The organism is Kocuria oxytropis, assembly GCF_040981195.1.
GTDB lineage: Bacteria > Actinomycetota > Actinomycetes > Actinomycetales > Micrococcaceae > Kocuria > Kocuria oxytropis.
The window spans coordinates 175,916-192,598 of sequence record NZ_JAVFXA010000005.1 but is presented as its reverse complement, the minus strand read 5'-3'; the positions used below and the strand labels follow the sequence as shown (position 1 = coordinate 192,598).

Annotated in this window: 10 protein-coding genes and 1 tRNA gene; all 11 read right to left on the bottom strand. The window is 71.0% G+C overall.

The window, feature by feature from the left end; all coding sequences use genetic code 11:
* Positions 1-98: 98 nt before the first annotated feature.
* Entirely contained in the window at positions 99-3,983 is a 3,885-nt protein-coding gene (locus QYM41_RS07345) for a DNA-directed RNA polymerase subunit beta' (RefSeq protein ID WP_368799092.1), read from the bottom strand.
* Positions 3,984-4,044: 61 nt separating this feature from the next.
* Positions 4,045-7,554 carry a DNA-directed RNA polymerase subunit beta gene (rpoB, locus tag QYM41_RS07340; protein WP_368799091.1) on the bottom strand — a complete coding sequence of 1,170 codons (3,510 nt, stop codon included), beginning with the start codon at positions 7,552-7,554 and terminating at the stop codon, positions 4,045-4,047.
* Positions 7,555-7,831: 277 nt separating this feature from the next.
* Entirely contained in the window at positions 7,832-10,732 is a 2,901-nt protein-coding gene (gene gcvP, locus QYM41_RS07335) for an aminomethyl-transferring glycine dehydrogenase (protein WP_368799090.1), read from the bottom strand.
* Positions 10,733-11,041: 309 nt separating this feature from the next.
* The gene (gene rplL, locus QYM41_RS07330; RefSeq protein ID WP_058872512.1) at positions 11,042-11,425 is read right to left on the bottom strand and encodes a 50S ribosomal protein L7/L12; all 384 of its coding nucleotides are present in this window, start codon (positions 11,423-11,425) and stop codon (positions 11,042-11,044) included.
* Between the two features lie 96 nt (positions 11,426-11,521).
* A complete protein-coding gene (gene rplJ / locus QYM41_RS07325; protein WP_368799089.1) occupies positions 11,522-12,046 on the bottom strand; it encodes a 50S ribosomal protein L10 in 525 nt (174 codons plus the stop codon).
* Positions 12,047-12,347: 301 nt separating this feature from the next.
* Complete coding sequence (locus QYM41_RS07320) at positions 12,348-13,499, bottom strand: GNAT family N-acetyltransferase (protein ID WP_368799088.1); 1,152 nt, start codon at positions 13,497-13,499, stop codon at positions 12,348-12,350.
* A 147-nt stretch (positions 13,500-13,646) separates the two neighbouring features.
* Complete coding sequence (rplA, locus tag QYM41_RS07315; RefSeq protein ID WP_368799087.1) at positions 13,647-14,354, bottom strand: 50S ribosomal protein L1; 708 nt, start codon at positions 14,352-14,354, stop codon at positions 13,647-13,649.
* Between the two features lie 88 nt (positions 14,355-14,442).
* Positions 14,443-14,874, bottom strand: a complete 432-nt coding sequence (rplK, locus tag QYM41_RS07310) for a 50S ribosomal protein L11 (protein ID WP_368799086.1) — start codon at positions 14,872-14,874, stop codon at positions 14,443-14,445.
* Positions 14,875-15,021: 147 nt separating this feature from the next.
* Complete coding sequence (gene nusG, locus QYM41_RS07305) at positions 15,022-15,882, bottom strand: transcription termination/antitermination protein NusG (protein WP_368799085.1); 861 nt, start codon at positions 15,880-15,882, stop codon at positions 15,022-15,024.
* A gap of 84 nt (positions 15,883-15,966) precedes the next feature.
* On the bottom strand, positions 15,967-16,239 hold the full coding sequence (gene secE, locus QYM41_RS07300; protein ID WP_368799084.1) for a preprotein translocase subunit SecE: 273 nt from the start codon (positions 16,237-16,239) through the stop codon (positions 15,967-15,969).
* A gap of 112 nt (positions 16,240-16,351) precedes the next feature.
* Positions 16,352-16,424, bottom strand: a tRNA-Trp gene (locus QYM41_RS07295).
* Positions 16,425-16,683 lie beyond the last annotated feature (259 nt).

Sequence of the window (16,683 nt, the reverse complement as noted above, 5' to 3'; positions counted from 1 at the left end):
GCCGGACGGGAGCAGCCCCGCCCCGGAAGACGCTGCTTCCGGGACGGGGCTGCCGCGGCGACCACGGGCGTGATCACGTCCTGCTCAGGACACCGGCCTCAGTTGGAGCCGAAGTCGTAGTCCTCCAGCGGGATCGCCTGGAACTCGGCGGGCGAGGAGTTCTCCTCCGCGTAGCTGAAGTCCGAGAACGAGCCCGGCTCCGTGAACAGCGAGGCCTTCGCCTCGTCCGTCGGCTCCACGTCGATGTTGTTGTACCGCGCGAGCCCGGTGCCGGCCGGGATCAGCTTGCCGATGATCACGTTCTCCTTGAGGCCCACCAGCGGGTCGGACTTGCCCTCCATGGCCGCCTGCGTGAGCACGCGGGTGGTCTCCTGGAAGGACGCGGCCGACAGCCACGAGTCGGTGGCCAGCGAGGCCTTCGTGATGCCCATGAGCTCCGGCCGGCCGGCGGCCGGGCGGGTGCTCTCCGCCACGGCCTTGCGGTTGGCCTCGAGGAAGCGCACGTTCTCCACGAGCTCGCCCGGCAGCAGGTCGGTCTCACCGGACTCGATGATCGTCACGCGGCGCAGCATCTGCCGCACGATGACCTCCACGTGCTTGTCGTGGATGCCCACGCCCTGGGAGCGGTACACCCGCTGGACCTCGTCCACGAGGTGCTTCTGCGCCTGCCGCGGACCGCGGATGCGCAGCACCTCCTTGGGGTCCACGGCGCCGGAGACCAGCTGCTGGCCGACCTCGACGTGGTCGCCCTCGGTCACCAGCAGCTTCGCACGGCGCAGCACCGGGTACCCGATCGCCTCGTCCCCGTTGTCCGGGGTCACGACGAGCTTGAGGGCCTTCTCGGTGTCCTCGATGCTGACCCGCCCGGCGACCTCCGAGATCGGCGCCACGCCCTTGGGCGTGCGGGCCTCGAAGAGCTCCTGGATGCGGGGCAGACCCTGGGTGATGTCGCCGTCCGAGGACGCCACACCACCGGTGTGGAAGGTGCGCATGGTGAGCTGGGTGCCCGGCTCACCGATCGACTGCGCGGCGATGATGCCCACCGCCTCGCCGATGTCCACCAGCTGGTTGGAGGCCAGCGAGCGGCCGTAGCACGCGGCGCACACGCCCACCGCCGACTCGCAGGTCAGCACGGAGCGCACGCGCACCGTGTCGGCCCCGCCGGTGAACAGCGCGCTGATGAGCCCGTCGGAGAGGTCCGTGCCGGCCTCGGCCAGGATCTCGCCGTTGGCGTCCACCACGTCCACCGCGAGCACGCGGCCGTGCACGGTGTTCTCGATGTCCTCGTGCAGCACGCGGGCACCGGTCTCCTGCACGTCGGCGAGCGGCAGGTTCAGGCCGCGCTCCGTCATGCAGTCCGCCTCCCGCACGATGACGTCCTGGGAGACGTCCACGAGACGACGGGTCAGGTAGCCCGAGTTCGCCGTGCGCAGCGCGGTGTCGGCCAGTCCCTTGCGGGCGCCGTGGGTCGCGATGAAGTACTCCAGCACCGACAGGCCCTCGCGGTAGGAGGACTTGATCGGGCGGGGCATGATCTCGCCCTTGGGGTTGGACACGAGCCCGCGGATGCCGGCGATCTGGCGGACCTGCATCCAGTTGCCTCGGGCGCCGGAGGACACCATGCGGTTGATGGTGTTCAGCGGGGACAGGTTCGCCTGCATGGCCTGGGCGACCTCGTCCGTGGCCTTGGTCCAGATGTCGATGAGCTCCGAGCGGCGCTCGTCGTCGTCGATCAGACCGCGGTCGTACTGGCCCTGGATCTTCGCGGCCTGCGCCTCGTAGCCCTCCATGATGGCGGGCTTCTCCGGCGGGGTCGCGATGTCCGAGATCGCCACGGTCACGCCCGAGCGGGCCGCCCAGTGGAACCCGGCGTCCTTGAGCTCGTCCAGCGTGTGCGCCACGGTCACCATCGGGTACCGCTCCGCGAGATCGTTGACCAGGGCGGACAGGTGCTTCTTGTCCGCGACGGCCTCGTCCCAGGGGTAGTCCTCGGGCAGGGTCTCGTTGAACAGCACCCGGCCCAGGGTGGTCTCCACGATCACGGGGCGGCCGGGCTCCCAGCCCTCGGGGGCCTGCCAGCCCTCGAACGGCACGAAGTGCTCCAGCTCGATCCGGCACAGCGCGTTCAGGTGCAGCCTGCCGGCGTCGTGGGCCATGATCGCCTCGGCCACCGAGGAGAACGAGCGGCCCTCCCCCTCCTCGCCCTCGCGGACGGTGGTGAGGTGGTAGAGCCCGATGATCATGTCCTGCGAGGGCAGGGCGATGGGCTTGCCGTCCGAGGGCTTCAGGATGTTGTTCGAGGACAGCATCAGGATGCGCGCCTCGGCCTGGGCCTCCGGGGACAGGGGCAGGTGCACGGCCATCTGGTCGCCGTCGAAGTCGGCGTTGAACGCGCCGCACACGAGCGGGTGGAGCTGGATGGCCTTGCCCTCGACGAGCTGCGGCTCGAACGCCTGGATGCCCAGACGGTGCAGGGTGGGCGCACGGTTGAGCAGCACCGGGTGCTCGGTGATGACCTCCTCCAGCACGTCCCACACCTGCGGGCGGTAGCGCTCGACCATGCGCTTGGCCGACTTGATGTTCTGCGCGTGGTTGAGGTCCACGAGCCGCTTCATCACGAACGGCTTGAACAGCTCGAGGGCCATCTGCTTGGGCAGACCGCACTGGTGCAGCTTCAACTGGGGGCCGACCACGATGACCGAGCGGCCGGAGTAGTCGACGCGCTTGCCGAGCAGGTTCTGCCGGAAGCGGCCCTGCTTGCCCTTGAGCATGTCGGACAGCGACTTCAGCGCCCGGTTGCCCGGCCCGGTGACGGGCCGGCCGCGGCGGCCGTTGTCGAACAGCGAGTCCACGGCCTCCTGCAGCATCCGCTTCTCGTTGTTGACGATGATCTCCGGGGCGCCCAGGTCCAGCAGGCGCTTGAGCCGGTTGTTGCGGTTGATCACGCGCCGGTAGAGGTCGTTGAGGTCCGAGGTGGCGAAGCGGCCGCCGTCGAGCTGGACCATCGGCCGCAGCTCCGGCGGGATCACCGGGACGGCGTCCAGGACCATGCCCAGCGGGGAGTTGTCCGTGGTCAGGAACGCGTTGACGACCTTGAGCCGCTTCAGGGCACGGGTCTTGCGCTGGCCCTTGCCGGTCGCGATGGTCTCGCGCAGCGCCTCGGCCTCGGCCTCGAGGTCGAAGGTCTCCAGGCGCTTCTTGATCGCCTCGGCGCCCATCGAGCCCTCGAAGTACATGCCGTAGCGGTCCACCATGACGCGGTAGAGCGCCTCGTCGCCCTCGAGGTCGTTGACCTTGAGGTTCTTGAAGCGGTCCCAGACCTGCTCGAGGCGGTCGATCTCCACGTTGGCGCGCTTGCGCACGTTGGCCATCTGGCGGTCGGCGGAGTCGCGGAGCTTGCGCTTCTCCGCGGCCTTGCCGCCCTCCTCCTCGACGCGGCCGAGCTCGGTCTCGAGGTCCCGGGCGATCGCGGCGATGTCGGAGTCGCGGGTGGACTCCATCTGCGCCTTCTCGCGGTCCACGGCCGCCTGCAGGTTCGGCAGGTCGTCGTGGCGGGCGTCCTCGTCCACCGACGTGATCATGTACGCCGCGAAGTAGATGACCTTCTCCAGGTCCTTCGGGGCGAGGTCCAGCAGGTACCCCAGGCGCGAGGGGACGCCCTTGAAGTACCAGATGTGGGTCACGGGAGCGGCCAGCTCGATGTGGCCCATGCGCTCACGGCGCACCTTGGCCCGGGTGACCTCCACGCCGCAGCGCTCGCAGATGATGCCCTTGTAGCGCACGCGCTTGTACTTGCCGCAGTAGCACTCCCAGTCCCGGGTGGGACCGAAGATCTTCTCGCAGAACAGGCCGTCCTTCTCGGGCTTGAGCGTGCGGTAGTTGATGGTCTCCGGCTTCTTGACCTCGCCGTAGGACCAGGTCCGGATGTCCTCCGCGGTCGCAAGACCGATCCGCATGAGGCCTAGTGAAGATTCGTTGGACATGAGGGTCCTTTATCTCTTTCTCTGGAAAAGTTGACGTCTCGTCGGGCTGGAACGAGGGGGATCAGACCTCTTCGACCGAGCTGGGCTCGGAGTGCGAGAGATCGATGCCCAGTTCCTCGGCCGCCCGGAAGACCTCGTCATCCGAATCGCGCATCTCGATGGTGTTGCCGTCCGCCGAGAGCACCTCGACGTTCAGGCACAGCGACTGCATCTCCTTGATGAGGACCTTGAAGGACTCGGGGACACCCGGCTCGGGGATGTTCTCGCCCTTCACGATGGCCTCGTAGACCTTCACGCGCCCGTGCACGTCGTCCGACTTGACCGTCAGCAGCTCCTGCAGCGTGTAGGCCGCGCCGTACGCCTCGAGCGCCCAGACCTCCATCTCGCCGAAGCGCTGGCCGCCGAACTGCGCCTTACCGCCCAGCGGCTGCTGGGTGATCATGGAGTACGGGCCGGTCGAGCGCGCGTGGATCTTGTCGTCCACGAGGTGGTGCAGCTTCAGGATGTACTGGTAGCCCACCGACACGGGGTCCGGGAACGGCTCGCCGGAGCGCCCGTCGAACAGCCGGGCCTTGCCGGAGCGGTCGATGAGGCGCACGCCGTCGCGCGTGGGGTTGGTGTGGTCCAGGAGGTCGAAGATCTCCTCCTCGCGGGCGCCGTCGAACACCGGGGTGGCCACGTTGGTGGGGCCGGACTGCTTCGGGAAGTTCGGCAGCCGGTCGAGCCACTCCGGCTCGCCCTCGATGTTCCAGCCCTGCTTGGCCAGCCAGCCGGTGTGCACCTCGAGGACCTGCCCGAGGTTCATGCGGCCGGGCACGCCCAGCGGGTTGAGGATGATGTCCACGGGGGTGCCGTCCTCGAGGAACGGCATGTCCTCCAGGGGCAGGATCTTCGAGATGACGCCCTTGTTGCCGTGGCGGCCGGCGAGCTTGTCGCCGTCCGTGATCTTGCGCTTCTGCGCCACGTACACCCGGACCACCTGGTTGACGCCCGCGGGCAGGTCGTCGTCCTCGTCGTCGCGGTCGAAGACGCGCACGCCGATGACGGTGCCGGACTCGCCGTGGGGCACCTTCAGGGACGTGTCGCGCACCTCGCGGGACTTCTCGCCGAAGATCGCCCGGAGCAGGCGCTCCTCCGGGGTCAGCTCGGTCTCGCCCTTCGGGGTGACCTTGCCCACGAGGATGTCGCCGGCCTGGACCTCCGCGCCGATGTGGATGATGCCGCGCTCGTCGAGGGCGGACAGCACCTCCTCGGACACGTTCGGGATGTCCCGGGTGATCTCCTCGGCGCCCAGCTTCGTGTCGCGGGCGTCGATCTCGTGCTCCTCGATGTGGATCGAGGTGAGCACGTCCTCCGAGACCATGCGCTGGGAGAGGATGATCGCGTCCTCGTAGTTGAGGCCCTCCCAGGACATGTAGGCGACCAGCAGGTTCTTGCCCAGGGCCAGCTCGCCCTGGTCGGTGGAGGGGCCGTCGGCGATGACCGAGCGCTCCTCGACCCGCTCGCCCTCGGAGACGATGACGCGCTGGTTGTACGTGTTGCCCGGGTTCGAGCGCGTGAACTTGTTGATCGGGTAGACCGTGGTCGTCCCGTCGTCGTTGAGCACGCGCACGAGGTTCGCCGAGACCTCCTCGACCACGCCGGCCTTGCGGGCCAGCACGGAGTCGCCGGCGTCCAGGGCCGCGTAGCGCTCCATGCCGGTGCCCACGAGCGGGGCCTCGGACTCGAGCAGCGGCACGGCCTGGCGCTGCATGTTGGCGCCCATGAGCGCGCGGTTGGCGTCGTCGTGCTCGAGGTACGGGATCAGGGCCGTCGCCACGGACACCATCTGGCGCGGGGAGACGTCCATGTACTGCACGGCGGTCGGGTCGACCAGCACGGCCTCGCCCGAGCCGTCGGCTGCGCGCGCGAGCACGGCGTCCTCTGCGAACCGGTTGTCCGTGGTCAGCGGGGCGTTGGCCTGCGCGATCGTGACCCCGCGCTCGTCGTCGGCGGTGAGGTACTCGACGTCGTCGGTCACCAGGCCGTCGACGACCTTGCGGTACGGCGTCTCGATGAAGCCGAACGGGTTGATCCGCCCGTAGGTCGCCAGCGAGCCGATCAGACCGATGTTGGAGCCCTCAGGGGTCTCGATCGGGCACATCCGGCCGTAGTGCGAGGGGTGGACGTCACGGACCTCCATGCCGGCGCGGTCGCGGGAGAGACCGCCCGGGCCGAGCGCGGACAGCCGGCGCTTGTGGGTCAGGCCCGCCAGCGGGTTGTTCTGGTCCATGAACTGCGACAGCTGCGAGGTGCCGAAGAACTCCTTGATCGCCGCCACCACGGGACGGATGTTGATCAGGGTCTGCGGGGTGATCGCCTCGACGTCCTGGGTGGTCATCCGCTCGCGCACCACGCGCTCCATCCGGGACAGACCGGTGCGGATCTGGTTCTCGATCAGCTCGCCGACCGCGCGGATGCGGCGGTTGCCGAAGTGGTCGATGTCGTCGACGTCGACCACGACCTCGCGGGGCTCGCCGTCGCGCACGCCCTTCATGGTCTCGCCGCCGGCGTGCAGGGTCACGAGGTAGCGGATCATCGCGACGATGTCGTCGACGGAGAGGACCGAGGCGTCCTCGTCCTCGAACGCCTTGTCGAGGCCCAGCTTCCGGTTGATCTTGTACCGGCCCACCTTCGCCAGGTCGTAGCGCTTGGCGTTGAAGTACATGTTGTCCAGCAGCGCCTGCGCGGCGTCGACCGTGGGCGGCTCCCCCGGGCGCAGCTTGCGGTAGATGTCGAGCAGCGCGTCCTCGCGGGACTCGACGGTGTCCTTCTCGAGGGTCGCCCGGATGGAGTCGAACTCGCCGAACTCCTCGAGGATGCGGGACTCGCTCCAGCCCAGGGCCTTGAGCAGCACGGTCACGGACTGCTTGCGCTTGCGGTCCAGGCGAACGCCCACCTGGTCGCGCTTGTCGATCTCGAGCTCGAACCAGGCGCCGCGGGAGGGGATGATCTTCGCGGAGTAGATGTCCTTGTCCGAGGTGCGGTCCTGGCCGCGCTCGAAGTACGCGCCCGGCGAGCGGACGAGCTGGGAGACCACGACACGCTCGGTGCCGTTGATGACGAAGGTGCCCTTCTCGGTCATCAGCGGGAAGTCGCCCATGAACACGGTCTGCTGCTTGATCTCGCCCGTGTTGTTGTTCATGAACTCGGCCTTGACGTACAGGGGCGCCGAGTAGGTGGCGTCCCGGTCCTTGCACTCGTCCATGGTGTACTTCGGGTCGTAGAACTCCGGCTCCGAGAAGGACAGGGACATGGTGCCCTGGAAGTCCTCGATCGGGGAGATCTCCTCGAAGATGTCGGAGAGCCCGGAAGTGCGGGCGATGCCCTGCTCCCCCGTCTCGATGGCCTGCTGGACGCGGGCCTGCCACCGCTCGTTGCCGACGAGGCGGTCGAAGCTGTCCGTCTGGAGGGCCAGCAGGTTCGGCACGTCCAGCGGTTCGTGGATCTTGGCGAAGGAGATGCGGCGCGGGATGTTCCCGTCGGCCGGTCGGTTAGCGGTTACGTTCGAATCGGTGCTCGAGGCGACCAAGATGGATTCCTTCCACAGACCTGCAGTTGAATCGCGCAGTTCCCGGCTCGGGGTGACGGGTGTGCGAGGTCCAGCGGGCTGACGATGCTGGTTCGCTCCCCGGGGGCGCCCACCGCTATATGAAGGCACGCAGAATGAGGGACAACGCAAAGATCCAGCATAGGCGCGAACGGCGCTCCTGTCCACACGGGCGGTGGACGCGGGCGCCGTCCGCTCGTAGGATGGTAGATTCCGTGTGCCGGGTCTCAGGGCTCCCGGCGGCGCCGGGGCGGCCTGCTCACCGGGCGGCCCCCACGGCTCCGCCGCGCACGGCCGCCGCGTCCGGCTCCGCGCCGGCCGCGGCGGGGGTCTCGACCGCGAAGGCCTCGATCGGCGGGCAGCTGCAGACGAGGTGGCGGTCGCCGGCGGCGTTCTCGACCCGGCCCACGGGCGGCCAGTACTTGGCCAGGCGCAGGGCGGGCAGCGGGTAGGCGGCCCGGGAGCGGGGGTAGGCCCGGTCCCACTCGTCCGCGGTGAGCACCTCCGCGGTGTGCGGGGCGTGGTGCAGCACCGAGTCCTCGAGCGCGACCTCGCCCTGCGCCACGGCGGTCATCTCCGCGTGGATGGCGCGCATCGCGTCCACGAACCGGTCCAGCTCCGCGAGGTTCTCGGACTCCGTCGGCTCGACCATGAGCGTGCCCGCGACCGGGAACGCGAGGGTCGGGGCGTGGAAGCCGTAGTCGACGAGCCGCTTGCACACGTCCTCCGCGGTCACCCCGGAGGCCTTGGTGAGCGCGCGCAGGTCCAGGATGCACTCGTGGGCCACGAGGCCGCCGGGACCCGTGTAGAGCGTGGGGAAGACGTCGGCGAGCCGGACGGAGACGTAGTTCGCGCTGAGGATCGCGGTGCGCGACGACGCCGTGAGGCCCTCGGCCCCGGTCATCGCGATGTACATCCAGGTGATGGGCAGCACCCCGGCCGAGCCGTAGCGGGCCTGGGAGACGGGGAACGTGTCCTCCCCGGTGTCCGCGGCGCCGGGGTCCCCGGGCAGGAACGGCACGAGGTGCTCCGCGACGCCCACGGGCCCCACGCCCGGGCCGCCGCCGCCGTGCGGGATGCAGAAGGTCTTGTGCAGGTTCAGGTGGGAGACGTCCCCGCCGAAGCGGCCCGGCCGGGCGAGGCCCATGAGGGCGTTGAGGTTGGCGCCGTCCACGTAGACCTGGCCCCCCGCGTCGTGCACCGCGGCGCACACCGCGGTGATCTGCTCCTCGAACACGCCGTGCGTGGAGGGGTAGGTGACCATGATGCCCGCGAGCCGGTCGCCCACGGCCTCGATCTTCGCGGCGAGGTCGTCCATGTCCACGGAGCCGTCCTTGGCGGTGGCCACGACCACCACCGTGAGGTCGGCGAGCACCGCGGAGGCGGCGTTGGTGCCGTGGGCCGAGGACGGGATGAGGATCGTGGTGCGCTGCCGGTCGCCCCGGGAGAGGAGGTAGCGCCGGATCGCGAGCAGCCCCGCGAGCTCGCCCTGGGAGCCCGCGTTGGGCTGGACGGAGACCGCGGCGTAGCCGGTGATCTCCGTGAGCCAGGTCTCGAGCTGGGTGATGAGCTCGCGCCAGCCCAGGGTCTGGTCCTCCGGGGCCAGCGGGTGGATCGAGGCGAGCTCGGGCCAGCTGATGGGCTCCATCTCCGCGGCGGCGTTGAGCTTCATGGTGCACGAGCCCAGCGGGATCATGGTCCGGTCCAGGGCCAGGTCCTTGTCGGCGAGCGAGCGCAGCCAGCGCATCATCGCGGTCTCGGAGCGGTGCAGGGTGAACACCGGGTGGGTCAGGTAGGCGTCGGTGCGCAGCAGCTCGGCCGGCAGCTCCCAGGCCGGCCCCGCGCCGCCGTCCGGCGTGGCCGAGGCGCCGAAGGCGGCGAGCACGGCGTCGACGTCCCGCTCGTCGTGGGGCTCGCCCACCGACACGGACACGTGGTCCGGGCCGGCCCGGCGGACGTTGATCCCGCGCTCCGCGGCCGCCGCCACCACGGCGTCGGCGCGGCCGGGGACCTCGGCCAGCACGGTGTCGAAGAACCGCTCGTGCACCACCCGGACGCCGGCCGCGGCGAGCCCGGCGGCCAGGCGGGCGGCCAGGCCGTGCACGCGCTCGGCGATGGCCCGCAGCCCGTCGGGGCCGTGGTAGGCGGCGTAGGCGCCGGCCACGATCGCCAGCAGCGCCTGGGCGGTGCAGATGTTGGAGGTGGCCTTCTCCCGGCGGATGTGCTGCTCCCGGGTCTGCAGGGCCAGCCGGTAGGCGGGCCGGCCGGAGGAGTCCGTCGAGACGCCCACCAGGCGGCCCGGCAGGTTCCGCTCGAGCCCCGTGCGGCAGGCCAGGAACGCGGCGTGGGGCCCTCCGAAGAACAGCGGCACCCCGAAGCGCTGGGCGGAGCCCACGGCGATGTCCGCGCCCTGCTCCCCCGGGGAGCGCAGCAGGGTGAGCGCCAGCAGGTCGGTGGCCACGGCCACGAGCGCGCCCCGCGCGTGCGCCTCCTCGGCGACCCCGGCGAGGGGGACGACCTCCCCGTCGACGCCCACCTGGGTCAGGACCACGCCGAACAGGTCCCCCTCGGGCAGCCCCTCCGCGAGGTCGGTGACGACGAGCTCGATGCCCACGGCCCGGCAGCGCCCGCGGAGCACGGCGAGGGTCTGGGGCAGGGTCCGGGCGTCGACGACGACGCGCCGGCTCGTGGCCCTGCGGTTGGCCCGGCGCATCATGAGCACGGCCTCGGTGACGGCGGTGGCCTCGTCCAGGAGGGAGGCGTTGGCCAGGTCCAGCCCGGTGAGGTCCATGACCGCGTTCTGGAACGTCAGCAGCGCCTCGAGACGGCCCTGGGAGATCTCGGGCTGGTACGGGGTGTAGGACGTGTACCAGGCGGGGTTCTCGAGGATGTTGCGGCGCAGCGCGGGCGGGGTGACGGTGTCCGCGTAGCCCTGTCCGAGCATCTGGGTCATCACGCGGTTCTTCGCGGCCACCCGGCGCAGGGCCGCGAGGGCCTCGTGCTCCGACATCGGGGCGGGCAGCCGCAGGGGCTCGTCCGAGGCGATGGCGGCGGGGACCGCCCGGGCGACGAGCTCGTCGAGGTCGGCGGCGCCGACGGTGCGGAGCATGCTCCGGGTCTCGGCGGCGTCCGGTCCGAGGTGGCGTGGCAGGAAGGTCACAGTGGGCTCCTCGTGGTTCGCGGCCCCGTGGGCGGCCCCGGCCCCGGCCGGGGCGGGTGGGCGGAGCCCGTCGGAGCGGCCTGCTCGCGGCGGTGCCGGGGTCCTCCGGGCGGGAGGTCCTCCGGTGGCGCCGGCGGCAGTCCGGAGCGTGCGCTGCCCCGGGCCGGCCGGTGCGCGTGGGCGGCCGGTGTGGTGGTGCCCTCCAGTGTCCCACAGGGCGGCCGGGACGGCACGAGGCCCCGGACGCCGAGCGTCCGGGGCCTCGCCGGTGCGTTCCCCGCGGGAGCGCACCCGGGGTCCTGCTGGGTCCTACTTGAGGGTGACGGTGGCGCCGGCGCCCTCGAGGGCCTCCTTGGCCTTGTCCGCGGCCTCCTTGTTGGCGCCCTCGAGGACGGCCTTGGGAGCCGAGTCCACGAGGTCCTTGGCCTCCTTGAGGCCGAGGGAGGTCAGCGCGCGGACCTCCTTGATGACCTGGATCTTCTTCTCGCCGGCGGCCTCGAGGACGACGTCGAACTCGGTCTGCTCCTCGGCCTCCTCGGCGGCGGCGGCCGGGGCGGCGGCACCGGCGACGGCCACGGGGGCGGCGGCGGTGACGTCGAAGGTCTCCTCGAAGGCCTTCACGAACTCGGAGAGCTCGATGAGGGAGAGCTCCTTGAACGCGTCGATCAGTTCAGCGGTGGTGAGCTTGGCCATGGTTGTGGCTCCTTTTCGATGGTGTGCCCGGCCGGGTTCGTCGGCGCGGGACGGTCTGGTTCCGTGGTGAGAAAGTGCCTCGCGGCGGGGTGCTGGTCAGGCGTCCTGCTCCTCGACCTTGGCGCGCAGCGCCTCGGCCGTGCGAACCGTCTTCGACAGCGGGGCCTGGAACAGGGCCGCGGCCTGGGACAGGGACGCCTTGGCGGCACCGGCCACCTTGGCCAGCAGCACCTCGCGGGACTCGAGGTCCGCGAGCTGCTTGATCTCCGCGTCGCTGAGCGCCTTGCCCTCGAGGTAGCCGCCCTTGAGGACGAGCTGCGGGTTCGCCTTGGCGAAGTCACGCAGGCTCTTGGCGGCCTCGACGGGATCCCCCGAGATGAAGGCGATCGCGCTCGGGCCGGCGAGCTGGCCGTCGAACGCGTCGATCCCCAGCTCCTTGGCCGCGATCGCGGTCAGCGTGTTCTTCACCACGGCGTATTCGGCGTTCTCACCGAGCGCGCGGCGCAGCTCCTTGAGCTGGGCCACGGTGAGGCCGCGGTACTCAGTCAGGACAGCGGCGTCCGAGTTGGAGAACAGTTCCTTCAACTCGGCGACCGCGGCTGCCTTTTCCGGGTTCGCCATGGTACTCCTTCCGGTCTTCGATGCCGGCCGCTGCCGGAAGGCTCCGGGCACAGAAAAAAGCCCCGCGCAGATGCCCGGGGCTCGGCGTCACGGCCCGTGCAGGACGGGACGTGCTCGCTGTGCTGGTTCACCTGCGCTGGCGGTTCCTGGCGGAACTCTTACGGCCGTCCCCCGTGGCGCTCGCTCCGAAACGGGGCGCACGCGGCAGGAGGACAACGACCGGCGGTCTTTGGTACCCCCAGGCTACCGGAGGGGCCCGCCGCCGCCAAATCGCGGCCGGCGCGGGCCCGTGGCGGGCGGCTCAGGCGGCCGGGAACTCGCGGGCCCACACGCCGCTGCGGCCGGCCACGCGGAAGCCGAGCCGGGCGTTGACCCTGCTCATCCGGTCGTCGCCGCTGTGGCTCCAGGAGTAGAGGGTGCGCACGCTCGGGGCGAGCCGCTCCAGCTGCCGCAGGTTGGCGAGCTTGAGCCGGGTGGCGAGCCACCGGCGGCGGTGCTCGCGCAGGACCACGGTCTCGTCCTGCATCCCGATCGGCGGGTCCTCCCCGGCCAGGACGATCTCGGTCATCCCGACGAGCCGCCCGGTGGGCTCGTGCTCGGCGACGGCCACGAGCGAGAGGTTGCCCGCCTCGGCGCGCAGCTGGTCGGTGCGCCGCACGCGCTCGGCGTCCCAGGGCTCGGGGTCGGCGCCGGCCACGGGGGCCAGGAACGAGTCCGCCGCCATCCGCGAGTGCAGGGCCGCGAGCTCGTCGAGCCGGTCCTCGGGGGCCGGGCCACTCCAGACGTGGATCCGGTAGGGCTCCGGCGCGGGCGAGGCCTCGACCTCGCGCTGCAGCGCCTCGAGGCGGCCGGGCGGCAACGGGACGTCGAGCACCCCGAAGTCGCTCACGGACTCGAGCCGGTAGCCGGCGTGGAGGGCGAAGCGGGTCTGCCGGTTGGACACGGGCAGCCGGCCGGAGCCGTCCGCGGCGTCGACCCACTCGACCATCCCGGGCGTGATCACCGGGAAGACCCCGGTGACGCTGCCGTCGCCCTGGATCTCCTCGGGCCCGGGGTGCTCGGTCTGGATCCGCAGGTGCCGGCGGGACTCCCCGACGGCGAGCTGCTCGGCGGCGGCCAGCAGCTCGGTGCCGGTGCCCTGCGAGGTGACGTCCGGGTCCACGTCCACGGTGATGTGGGCGGAGTCGGTGAGCGCGACCAGGGGCATCCGCACCTCGGCGCGTCCGGCGAGCCGGTCCTGCGACCAGGCGAGCAGGACGACCACGCGCTCGAAGGGGTCGTGCAGGTCCCGGTAGAGCTCCTGGGCGTCGCCGGTGAGGTCGGAGATCCCCCACACGTGCTGCCGGGACCGGCGCACGAGCTCCACGACCCGGCCCAGCAGCTCCTGGGCGTCGGCGTCGAACTCGTCGGGGATACGCATCTGCTCGATGTGCACTGGGGGGTGCTCGCTCACGTGGGGGTCTCCGTTCCGTGGGCGCCGGCGGGCGCCCGTCGGCTGCTGGGTCGTGGGTGGGGTGGTCCCGGAGGACGGGAAGGGGCCCGGCCGCATCGGCCGGGCCCCCCACACCCGTCGGAGCCCCGCGGGCCCCGGTGCACGGCGTCAGGCGCCGACGACGACCTCGGTGGCGTTCGGGTCCACGGGGATGCCCGGGCCGAACGTGGTCGAGACGGTCGCCTTCGTGATGTAGCGGCCCTTCGACGCGGAGGGCTTCAGACGCAGGATCTCCTCGAGGGCCGCGCCGTAGTTCTCCGCGAGCTTCTGCACGTCGAAGGAGGTCTTGCCCACGATGAAGTGCAGGTTCGAGTGCTTGTCGACGCGGAAGTCGATCTTGCCGCCCTTGATGTCGTTGACGGCCTTGGTGACGTCCATGGTCACGGTGCCGGTCTTCGGGTTCGGCATCAGGTTGCGGGGACCGAGCACCTTGCCCAGGCGGCCGACCTTGCCCATCATGTCCGGGGTGGCCACGGCGGCGTCGAAGTCCGTCCAGCCGCCCTGGATGCGGGCGATCAGGTCGTCGGAGCCCACGTGGTCCGCACCGGCCTCCTCGGCCGCGGCGGCCTTGTCGCCGGTCGCGAAGACCACGACGCGGGCGGTCTTGCCGGTGCCGTTGGGCAGGTTCACGGTGCCGCGGACCATCTGGTCGGCCTTGCGGGGGTCGACGCCGAGGCGGAGGACGACCTCCACGGTGGAGTCGGTCTTCGCGGTGTCGAGCTCCTTGGCCAGGGCCACGGCCTCGGCCGGGGCGTACAGCGTGCCCGCGTCGATCTTGGCGGCGGCCGCCTGGTATGCCTTGCTGCGCTTTGCCATCTGCTTCTTCTCCTTGTGCAGTTGTGGTCTGCGGGCCGCGCTCGGCCCTGCCACGTCAATAACGGTGGGTGGTGTCAGCCGAGGCTGATCACTCGACCTCGATGCCCATGGAGCGGGCGGTGCCGGCGATGATCTTCGCGGCGGCGTCGATGTCGTTGGCGTTGAGGTCTTCCTTCTTGGTCTCGGCGATCTCCCGGACCTGGTCCATGCTGAGCTTGCCGACCTTCTGGGTGTGCGGGACACCCGAGCCCTTGGCGACGCCGGCGGCCTTCTTGATCAGCTGCGCGGCGGGCGGGGTCTTGGTGATGAAGGTGAACGAGCGGTCCTCGTAGACCGTGATCTCCACGGGGACGATGTTGCCGCGCTGGGACTCCGTGGCCGCGTTGTAGGCCTTGCAGAATTCCATGATGTTCACGCCGTGCTGGCCGAGAGCCGGACCCACGGGGGGCGCCGGGTTGGCGGCGCCTGCCTGGATCTGCAGCTTGATCAGGCCGGAGACCTTCTTCTTCTTGGGAGCCATGTGCTGGTCCTTCTTCTGCTGGACGTACCGGCGCACAGGAGCGTACGACGGCGGGTGGCCGCCGTGGCGCGGCGGCCGGGCGGCCCCGGCGGCGAAGCATGCACCGCGGGGCCGGGAACTGGGGCGGACCGGAGCGGCCCGCGGGGCTCAGATCTTGGAGACCTGGTTGAAGCCGAGGGTGACGGGGGTCTCGCGCTCGAAGATCGACACGAGGACGACGAGCTGCTGGGACTCCACCTTGATCTCGGAGATCGTGGCGGGGAGGGTCTCGAACGGGCCCTCCTTGACGATGACGGACTCGCCGACCTCGAAGTCGACGTCGACCTGCGGCTGCGCGCTCGGCTGCGCGGCGGACTCGCCGGCCGCGCCCTGCGGGGCCTCGAAGACCGGGTTGAGCATCTCGAAGACCTCGTCCAGGCGCAGCGGGACGGGGTTGTAGGCGTCCTGGCCGACGAAGCCGGTCACCCCTGGGGTGTGGCGGACGGCGCCCCAGGAGGCGTCGGTGAGGTTCATCCGCACCAGCACGTAGCCGGGGATCCGCACCCGGCGCACGATCTTGCGCTGGGCGTTCTTGATCTCGACGACCTCCTCCATCGGCACCTCGATCTGGAAGATGTCGTCCTCCATGTTGAGGGACTGGATGCGGGTCTCGAGGTTCGTCTTCACGCGGTTCTCGTAGCCGGCGTAGGTGTGGATGACGTACCAGTCACCCTCCTGGCGGCGCAGCTTCGACTTGAACTCCTCGACGGGGTCCACGGCGGGGACCTCGTCCTCGGCCGCGGGGGCGTCCGCAGGGGCCGGGGCGTCCTCGTCCGCGGCAGGGGCCTCCTCATCGGCCGCGTCCGCGGCGGCCTCGTCGAGGTCCGGCGCCGCCGGGGCGTCGTCCGGCTCGTGGGCGGCCGCGAAGTCCTCCTCCTGCACGGAGGTCTCGGCCTCCGGCAGCTCCGGAGCCTGCTGGTCGACCTCGGCCGGTGCCTCGGTGCCGTTTTCGAGCTCGTGCTCGGTCACTGGATCTCCCTCACGTTCTTTCGTGGATGTCGTGCTCTGCGTAGGTCACGGTGGCCGGCCGCGCCGGTCCGTGCGCCGCCCGGATCAGCCGGCGGCGTCACCCCGCCCGAAGATCCACAGGGCGGCCTGCCCGAACGCGAGGTCCAGGACCGAGATGAGCACCATCATGAACGCGACGAACACGAGGACCACCAGGACATAGTTGACCAGTTCGTGCCGGGTGGGGGTGACCACCTTCCGGAGCTCCCCCACGACCTGGCGCAGGAACAGGAACAGGCGCCCGAGGACGCCGCGCGGGCTCTCGGCCCCCTGCTCCGGGGGCTGTCCCGACGCCCGGCCGGCGGTGGTCTGCGACATCGGCTCTCCCTGTGTGGACTCGTGCGTGCCGCGCGGTGCTGCCGGCCCGCCGTCGCCGTGGCGGCTCCCGGCACCCCGGTGGAGGGGTGCCGGGGACCGCCCCGGACTGGAGCAGGGCAGACAGGACTCGAACCTGCAACCTGCGGTTTTGGAGACCGCTGCGCTACCAATTGCGCCACTGCCCTACGTGCCTCGCGACCGCCGCCGGCGCCGGAGCGCCGGTCCCGATCGCTCGGACCCGGTTACCGACTCTACCACCCGGTCCCGCCGTGACGGCGCGGCCGAGCAGGCGCCGATGACACCAGTCGACCATCCTAGGCGACCCGGGCGGCGGGGTGCAATCCGGGGCGGACGCCGCACCCGGCGCGCCCGACCCGCCCGCCGGGCCCCGGGCGGTGCGGACGCCCCCGAGTAGCATGGGGGCGTCCGCACCGCCGCCGCACC

Bases quoted from the DNA above. Each gene is read 5' to 3' on its own strand.
- rplL (WP_058872512.1), bottom strand. From the start codon at position 11,425: ATGGCCAAGCTCACCACCGCTGAACTGATCGACGCGTTCAAGGAGCTC.
- rplA (WP_368799087.1), bottom strand. From the start codon at position 14,354: ATGGCAAAGCGCAGCAAGGCATACCAGGCGGCCGCCGCCAAGATCGAC.
- rplJ (WP_368799089.1), bottom strand. From the start codon at position 12,046: ATGGCGAACCCGGAAAAGGCAGCCGCGGTCGCCGAGTTGAAGGAACTG.
- rplK (WP_368799086.1), bottom strand. From the start codon at position 14,874: ATGGCTCCCAAGAAGAAGAAGGTCTCCGGCCTGATCAAGCTGCAGATC.
- secE (WP_368799084.1), bottom strand. From the start codon at position 16,239: ATGTCGCAGACCACCGCCGGCCGGGCGTCGGGACAGCCCCCGGAGCAG.
- QYM41_RS07345 (WP_368799092.1), bottom strand. From the start codon at position 3,983: ATGTCCAACGAATCTTCACTAGGCCTCATGCGGATCGGTCTTGCGACC.